Genomic DNA, 8,149 nt, shown 5'->3' with positions numbered 1-8,149 from the left:
AGTGGGTATCTGTAAGCAGTTGGCGTGGCATTCGCTAGTTATCGTTTGATTGAAAACTCAATCAATATGGCTCGCCAATCGATTTTCAAAGGGATTATGACAAAATGGCAACAGCCCCTAAACTGTGGAACGGCGACTCCCGCGGCCATTGGGAAGGCAACACGCTGGTGGTGGACGTCACCAATCAAAACGGCAAGGCTTTGTTCGGCCGCTCCGGCGAATTTATCAGCGAAAACGGCCATATCCAGGAGCGCTACATATTTAGCAACTACGGCGACCGCTACACCTACGAAGCCGTGCTAACCGATCCGACCGTTTATACCCGTCCCTTTACCGTGACGGTGCCGGCCCGCAAATGGACTGCCAAGGATCAGCCCAACGGTTGGCACTTCGAGGTGGAGCCGGCCAATTACACCGGCAAGGTGGCCCTAAAAGAGCCTATCCTGGATCAATACGAACGCATCTGCGCCGAGAACAATGGCGGATTCGGACTGGTCGCCGCTGATGAACCGAAAAAATAGGCTCATCATGTCATTAGTCGAATTTGCCCAACTGCTTAACGACTCCGAGTTCGGTACCGCGCTGCGCGAGTCGGTGTATATGTTTCCCTTGATCGAAGGCCTGCATTTGATCGGCCTGGCTTTGGCATTGGGATTACTGTTTTTTGTCGACCTGCGCCTGCTCGGGCTGTTTCTGCCGCAACTGCCGGTTGGGCAAGTTTTGCATCCGCTTAGACCGTGGTTGCTGGGCGGATTTTTAATCATCTTCGCGACAGGGATTTTACTGTTCGTGGCGACGGCGGCAAAAATCATCACGCTGCCGGTATTTTTTTACAAACTGGGTTTCATCGCCTTGGCCGGCATCAATGCCTTGTGGTTTGAATTGAAATGGGGCCGCGACGTCGGGGATTGGGGCAACGAGTCCACCTTACCGGTTGCGGTGCGTTTTGCCGGCTTCACGTCGCTTACTTTGTGGAGCCTGGTGGTCATCGCCGGGCGTTTGATCCCTTACTTGAGTTACCAATAACCTTATGTCTGTCCTCGAACTCTTCAAAGCTTTGCAATCCAGCGGGTTTGGCCGCTTCGTCGGCAGCCTGGATCATCTGTTCTGCGCCTTACTGGAACTGGGCCATATCGCCGGCATGATCTTGTTGCTGGCTTCGGTGATTTTAACCAGCCTGAATTTGCTGGGATTGGGCCTGAGCAGCGTACCGTTAGCGCAAATCCAGCGCAGCACCGGCAAATTGTTCTGGTCCGGTTTGACGCTATTGGTGGTATCCGGCTTACTGATATTCATCCCGGCGGCCACCAGCTACTATCCCAACGATTTTTTTTGGGCCAAATTCATCCTGTTGGGCCTTGCCTTGCTGGTGTATTTCACGCTCTATCGGTGGGTTGTCGCCGCTAATTCTCGCCATACATGGCTGGCAAAAGCCACCGGCGGCTTGGCATTGAGTCTGTGGCTGGGTGTGGCGTTCGCTGGGCGTTTTATCGGCTTTTTTGCTTAACGCCAATTCAGCCTTTTCAATATCAAAACGCACCGCCATAAAGCCTGCATCTTCCTTATTCGCAACGGGATTGCCTATGTTCAAACCATCCAATTTACGTTTAAAAGTGCTTGCCTGCAGCGTGGCATCTGCCAGTCTATTGATGGCTTGCGAAACGAGCACCACCGAACAGGCTGCGCCGCCCATTCCCTTCAAACCGGTGGCAACGCTGCAAGAGATCATGACCTCGATTATCGATCCGAACATTGATTTTATCTGGAACTCGGTATCCTCGGTCAGCACGGCCAGCGGCACCGAAGAACGCCAGCCGCAAACCGACGAAGACTGGCAACTGCTACGGCAACATGCCCTGGCCGTCACTGAAGCCGCGAATCTATTGTTGATCGAAGATCGGCCAATTGCGGCCACCAATGCCATCACCTCCAGCGGCGGCGCGGAACTGACGCCCGCTGCGATCAAAACCTTGATCATCGAACATCGCCAAGAATACGTCCAGCGCGTGCAAAACCTGCAAAACGCCGCTCAAAGCTTACTGGTGGCGATAGACGCCAAAAACGTCGAGGAACTGGAAAAAGCCGGCGGCGAAGTCGAACAAGCCTGCGAGCAATGCCACAGTCAGTTTTGGTATCCGGGCGATGCCAGGCCAAAATAGTAGGGGCGTTGGCACATAGCCGGCCTAAGCTGCATACTGTAGGCCTTTTGACCTGGGCTATTGCCGCGCATGACCCACAATTTACCCGATCTAGATACCTACCAAACGCAAGGCTATCTAATCGCCAGACAGTTATTTTGCCCGGAAGCCATGGCGGAATTACAGTCCATAGTCGAACGGATACACCGGCAATGGGCGGCGGAAAATGGAGATTTAATCCGCGCCAATCGTCTGTTGAACATGCACAGCCTGACCGATAGCCGGTATTTCAAGGAACAGGCTGCGGAACGTCAGACTTTGTTTGCCTGGATCACCCAGCCAGCGATTACCGGTTGGCTGACGGGTTTATTCGGCGACGAGCTGTATTTTCATAATAGCCAATTGTTTTTCAATCCGCTGGACCGCGAGCAATTGCCTTATTGGCACCGGGACCTGCAATACAGCACGGTCACAGACGAGGCGCAGCAAAGCGAGCAAGGCCAATTGTTGGCACTGCATCTGCGGGTGCCGCTGTTACCCGAGTGCGGCATGGCCTTAATACCCGGCAGCCATCGCCGCTGGGACAACCATCTGGAACGCGAAGTGCGCTTTGAATTGAATGGCCATCAAAAACACGAATATTTGCCAGGCAGCGTGCTCATCAATTTGCAGCCGGGCGATGCGTTATTGTTCGATGCGCAAATGCTGCATCGCGGCCATTACCAAAGCAATTCGGCGCGACTGGCTTTTGATATTTGTGTCGGCAACTACCACCCGTTTACGGCAGCGTTTCTAAACAAAACCGTATTGCCTGATCAGGCAGAGATGGCGCAATTGGCAAATCACGACTGGTATCGACGGGCTTGGCAAATCGCCGAAAGTCTTGGTTGAAATAGATTTGGAGTCCAATTGGCTTCTTGCTTTCGAGCTCGTGGCGATATGCGTTTGGCAGTGTATATCCTTGACGAGATATTTGCGGCTGACTTCCTTTACGCCAGTTAGTTTCCCGCCAACGCCGCACCATGGCTAACGGCAAGACTCAAAGCCGCTTCGATAAAACACCAGAAAGGCTTTTGCGCCATGAAACCATGATTCGGCAGCACATACTTATCGGTCTGCACCACCCATAACGGATCGGCCATCGGCAATTCTGCCATCGGACGCAGTTGTAAGCCGTCCGCGACTCGCCAAACTCCGGCATCGACAATAATCCCCGTCGGTCTGTCCAGGGTTAAGACAGTGGGCGATGCGTTAATGCCGCTAGCGGCATTGACTGTACAGGCTTGATTTGTCGATGCGGTAGCTGTCGTTTCCAAACGATGGGTAATAAAACCGCGAAAATGCCCAACGGCGGTGGCGGCCAAATCCCATTGCGAAGCGCCCGGTATGTCCACCTGCTCAATCGGGTCCAATACCGACTCGAACCAGGCCGGCACAGCCCTGCTGTAAGTAAACATGTTTTTGGTGATGTTATCGGCTTCCGAACTGGCAACCACGACTAGCGGGTTGGCATGCTCAAGGCCATTCGTTGCCGCAATTCGCCGAACCGCGGCGCGCAGATCGGCAAAACGCCTGGCTTCGATAGCCGGATTAACCAACAACACCAGATCGCCGAAACGGGCTTGGTCGCCGCGTTCCTGTTGAAAACGTTGCAACCAGACCGGTTGCAGCGCATTTAACATCACCGACGCACCCAAACTATGGCCTATGGTCAGCAAGCGGTTATCCGGATTGGCATCGTGTTTGACGATGGCCTCGACATTCAATAAAAAATCCAGAAATTGCTTTTGGCCCAGGCGTTCGCTGACCGACCGCCGACTCCAAAAGGTCAAGGCGCGCAACCAGGGCGTTTCCACGGTTTCGCCGCGCCAGCCCAGGTACACGCCAATCACTCGGTAGTGTGGATTGCGCAGTTTGATGTCGCGCAAACTTTCCTTAAAACGGCGGACGTTGTTATCGCTGTCCTTGGCATTGTGGTGCCAGCCGTGGGTATACAGCACCACATATTGCGGTTGTTGGCTGTCTTGCAACCACGCTAATACGGCATCGGACTGGCGTTGATCGTAGAAACGGCCGTCGTCGTCGAACTCCACGAAACCCAAGGTGTAACCATCTTGCGGGTTGACGACTAAATTCGCGGCGCTGCAATCCGCACCGGCATTGGCTAGACAAGGTTTTACATTGATATTGGTACGGAAATATTCTTGGGGAGCGCAAGCTGATAGCAGTATCAGCATGGCGAACAGCAATCTGCTCATAAGGCGGTGACTAGGACAGAGACACAAGGTTTTGCGTCACTGTCCCACTCATGAAAGGTAATTTCAGCTACTGCAGGCATTAACCGGCATATTTGACGGTGCAGCCGTATGGTTTGGTTACCGCTTTGCTGATGGGTTTACCGGCCGCCAGTTCTTTTAGTGCTGACGAAATATAGTTTTCAGCCGTTGCGATGTCGGCCTGGTCTGCCGAGGCAATGCTGTCTATGCCGCCTTTGTACAGCAGAACGCCTTTAGGATCGATGATGAACAATTGCGGGGTGTTAGTGGCGCCGTACAACTTGCCCACGGCACCATCCGGATCGAACACGGTGTTGGCGGGTGTGGCGTTACGTTCTTGATTGAGTTTTTTTGCGGTTGCCGCGTCGACAAAGCCCTGTTTGCCGGGCGCGGAAGAAATGACTTGCAACCAGACGATGTTTTGGCTCTGGGCCTGTTTTTGTAAATTGGGAATATTGCCGGATTGGTAATGTTTTTGCACAAACGGACAGTCGGCATTGGTCCATTCCAGAATCACGGTTTTGCCGCGCAGCGCCGCCAAATTCAAGGTACCGCCTTCGGCTGCCGCCGCCGAAAACGCCGGTGCCGGCTGGCCTACCACCGGCTCTGCTTTGGCGGCGGCCGGCATTAACAGCATTAAGCTAAGGGTCATCAATCCGAACAAACGCTGAGAAATCATAAATACTCCATTGCTGATGGTTAAAGACGGGCGCCTTGAATGGCGCCGATAACGAGATCGGGGGTCAGAATTTGCGGTAATACCGTCGCCTCCTGCGCTCCCGGTCCGAAATACAAATACAGGGGCACGCCGCTGCGACCAAATTGGCTCAATACCTTGGCGATATCCGCATCGCGGTTGGTCCAGTCGCCTTTCAGGTAAGTCACCTCGGCGTTGAGAAACGCGCCGCGAACCGCTTCGCTACTCAAGGCAACCCGTTCATTAACCAAACAGGTGATGCACCAGTCGGCGGTGAAATTAACGAATACCGGTTTGCCTGCACTGCGTAATTGGGCCAGTTTTTCAGCGCTGTAAGCTTGCCAGTGTTGATTGTTGCTGTCCGTTGCATAGCTCGCTTGGGACGAGGTCTGGATGCCTAGTTCGCCCGCCAGCAAGGCCAGCAGTAAACTGACGCAAGCGCTGGTATGGATGACGCGGCGCTTCAGTTGGGTGGCGTTTCGGCTAATTTGAATTAACCAGACCGCGAGGGCAAGCAACACACAGCCGCCCAAGGCACCCGCAACGGCTTCCGGGCCGGCCTGACGGGCAAGCACCCAAATCAGCCAAGCGGCGGTGGCGTACATCGGAAAGGCTAGCCCTTGTTTCAGGGTTTCCATCCATACCCCGGGTTTGGGTAGCCAGCGCTGGAGTATCGGCCACTGACAAAGCAGCCAGTAAGGTAGGGCCAATCCGGTGCCTAAACTCAGGAACACGGCGATCATCGCCGCCGGTGCTTGGGTGATGGCAAAGCCAATAGCTGCACCCATGAACGGCGCGGTGCAGGGGGTGGCCACGACCGCGGCCAACACGCCGGTGAAAAAGCTGCCGGCATAACCATCCCGAGCGGCCAGCTTATGGCCCAAGCCGGTGATGCCGGTACCGATATTGAATACTCCCGATAAACTTAAGCCCACCGCAAATATCAAGTAGGCCAGTATCGTCACGAACCACGGTGACTGGAACTGGAAACCCCAGCCGATGCCGGCACCACCGGCCTTCAGTGCGACCAATACAGCGGCCAATCCGGTGAAACTGACTAATATCCCAGCCAGGTAGGCCCAGCCGTGTCTGCGCGTTTTACCGGGATCGTGAGCGGCTTGTTCTATCAATGCCAAGGCTTTTAACGACAACACCGGAAATACGCAGGGCATGAGATTCAATATCAAACCACCGGCCAAGGCCAGTAACAGGGCGGTTGGCAAGGTTTGCTCGGCCAACGCGCTGGCCGGCTCGGCCTGAATTGCATTTGCCGTGCCAGGCCACACGGCGCTGATCTGATAAGCGCGCAAAGCGTCGCCGCTGCCTACTGTCAGTACGCCGGTCAGCGTTTGTCCGGGGCTTAATGGCTGGTCACCGGCTTGCAAGCTGATGTCCAGGCCATGGTCGGCTACGCTTGTTATTTGCTCGCCAGCATGGGAAATCGGTCCCCAACGGTCGGGATAGAAGGCTAGCGCTTTATTGTCTGGCGCAGGCAGTTGTTCGCCAGTAAAGTGTAACCGGAGCGTGCCGGCCGGCCCCTCAAGCAAGCTGGCTTGCCAGGGTAATTCAACAGGCCAGGACTTTTGGGTGGCTGTTATCAAAGGATGGGTTGGGCCGACCGCTACTCCCTTCGCTACCACCGGCAACTGGATTGCTAATTCCACCTCCTGGGGAATGCAGGCTTCCTCGCAAACCAACCATTTCGCCTTTGCTGAGATGGGCCATTCTGTACCAGGTTCCGCGTTCTCGGCTACCCGCAGCGGCGAGAGTAGGGTGACCGCGTCGTGATAGCCGTAATTGACGACCGGCCCCAGTACGATTTTGCTGGGCGTAGGCCATTGGATCTCGCCCACCGACCAGCCGGCTGGTAGTTGGTATTGAATTTTGGTTGGTAGGCCTGAGTCGCCAGGATTTTTCCAGTAAGTGTGCCAATGCGGAATAATCTGCTGGTGCACGCCAATCAAGATCTCATCGCCAGGATGCACGGCAGTATGAGAGGCAATCAGGCTGGCTCGTACCTGATCCGTAGCAGCGTCCGGACCGGGGCTGGCTTGGGTGCATGGCATCCCTAAAACCAGAATGATGCCGAGGATGACGCGATAGACATTCAGCACGCTTGCACCCTAGCTTGGTTGAATTACAGGCATGTTAACGTTCGCTGGCGACTTGACTATGCATAACCGAAGCCTGGGTATTGCTAACCCCAGAAAGCCGCTGATCGCCGTCATTACCCGCCTTATACCTTATTGGCTGCGAAAGGATGTTTGGCGTCCTGCTTCGCGGCAATCACTTCCTGAGCACTTGGAAAGCCGGCGACAGCACGGGCAATCGCTTCCTTGGTGGCTTTGTAGTTGTATTCTTCGATTTTGGCGTCGTCTTCGGCCAGCCAGTGAATGAATACGCCCACGGAAATAAACAAATCGTCGGCTTCGTCGGCGGGAATAATGCCTTCTTCCACCGATTCCGCTACCGCAATCGCAACCGCGCGTTGCGCAGGTCCAAAAATTTGTACGGCTTGTTTCGAGCCTTTGATAGTGACTTTGTTGAACAAAATGGTCGCGGGTTTCACCAGCAAGTTGGGGGCTACCACCGCCAATAAAGTGGAAAAGCCGTCTTTGTTATTGGTTAATGCATTCGCGAAAGCGGTTTCCGCCGCTGAGCCGCGCGGGCCGATGATTAAATCGATATGAGCGATTTCATTGCCTTCGCCGACCAAGGATTCGCCAACCCGCAAATTGGTAATTTTTGCCATTTTAATAGTCCCTTTTTACAAATATATGTAAGTAATACTTTTGAAATATTGAATATCAATAATCGGCCATTCCGGGATTTATCCGGAATAACCGATTAGCTGCGTTTTGTCCGTTTTATATTGCGTTACGGTAGTTTAAACATTACCTGCCTTGAAGTGGCCTACCAGGCTGGTGAAAAACTCGAAAAGCCAAGTAAGCTAAGGCATAGATGAGCCGCCAACTGTTAAAATAGGCTACCTAAATTTGGAGCCTTTCAATGCGCGGACACGATGCCATCCAAAACAA

9 protein-coding genes are annotated in these 8,149 nt (G+C 54.0%); 5 read left to right on the top strand and 4 right to left on the bottom strand.

Annotated features, from left to right (window positions below; genetic code table 11):
• Positions 1 to 104 precede the first annotated feature (104 nt).
• From QLH52_RS24300 to QLH52_RS24280, 5 genes are all read left to right on the top strand, one after another.
• Entirely contained in the window at positions 105 to 521 is a 417-nt protein-coding gene (locus QLH52_RS24300; protein WP_319963263.1) for a hypothetical protein, read from the top strand.
• A 7-nt stretch (positions 522 to 528) separates the two neighbouring features.
• Complete coding sequence (locus QLH52_RS24295) at positions 529 to 1,026, top strand: DUF6644 family protein (protein WP_319963262.1); 498 nt, start codon at positions 529 to 531, stop codon at positions 1,024 to 1,026.
• A gap of 4 nt (positions 1,027 to 1,030) precedes the next feature.
• Entirely contained in the window at positions 1,031 to 1,507 is a 477-nt protein-coding gene (locus QLH52_RS24290) for a DUF6644 family protein (RefSeq protein ID WP_319963261.1), read from the top strand.
• Between the two features lie 76 nt (positions 1,508 to 1,583).
• Positions 1,584 to 2,159, top strand: a complete 576-nt coding sequence (locus QLH52_RS24285) for a cytochrome c (protein ID WP_319963260.1) — start codon at positions 1,584 to 1,586, stop codon at positions 2,157 to 2,159.
• A gap of 69 nt (positions 2,160 to 2,228) precedes the next feature.
• Entirely contained in the window at positions 2,229 to 3,029 is an 801-nt protein-coding gene (locus QLH52_RS24280; protein WP_319963259.1) for a phytanoyl-CoA dioxygenase family protein, read from the top strand.
• 107 nt (positions 3,030 to 3,136) lie between these two features.
• Here QLH52_RS24280 and QLH52_RS24275 read toward each other — a convergent pair whose 3' ends face one another.
• From QLH52_RS24275 to fae, 4 genes are all read right to left on the bottom strand, one after another.
• The gene (locus tag QLH52_RS24275) at positions 3,137 to 4,396 is read right to left on the bottom strand and encodes an alpha/beta hydrolase family protein (RefSeq protein WP_319963258.1); all 1,260 of its coding nucleotides are present in this window, start codon (positions 4,394 to 4,396) and stop codon (positions 3,137 to 3,139) included.
• Positions 4,397 to 4,475: 79 nt separating this feature from the next.
• Positions 4,476 to 5,093: a redoxin domain-containing protein gene (locus QLH52_RS24270; protein ID WP_319963257.1), complete on the bottom strand. Its 618-nt coding sequence runs from the start codon at positions 5,091 to 5,093 to the stop codon at positions 4,476 to 4,478.
• Between the two features lie 20 nt (positions 5,094 to 5,113).
• On the bottom strand, positions 5,114 to 7,225 hold the full coding sequence (locus QLH52_RS24265; protein ID WP_319963256.1) for a protein-disulfide reductase DsbD family protein: 2,112 nt from the start codon (positions 7,223 to 7,225) through the stop codon (positions 5,114 to 5,116).
• Positions 7,226 to 7,347: 122 nt separating this feature from the next.
• Positions 7,348 to 7,863 carry a formaldehyde-activating enzyme gene (gene fae / locus QLH52_RS24260; protein ID WP_033156355.1) on the bottom strand — a complete coding sequence of 172 codons (516 nt, stop codon included), beginning with the start codon at positions 7,861 to 7,863 and terminating at the stop codon, positions 7,348 to 7,350.
• Positions 7,864 to 8,149: the final 286 nt, after the last annotated feature.

This window comes from Methylomonas defluvii, assembly GCF_033949435.1.
GTDB lineage: Bacteria > Pseudomonadota > Gammaproteobacteria > Methylococcales > Methylomonadaceae > Methylomonas > Methylomonas defluvii.
Note: the sequence above shows the minus strand (reverse complement) of the source record. Positions and strands in the feature narration are given on the sequence as shown.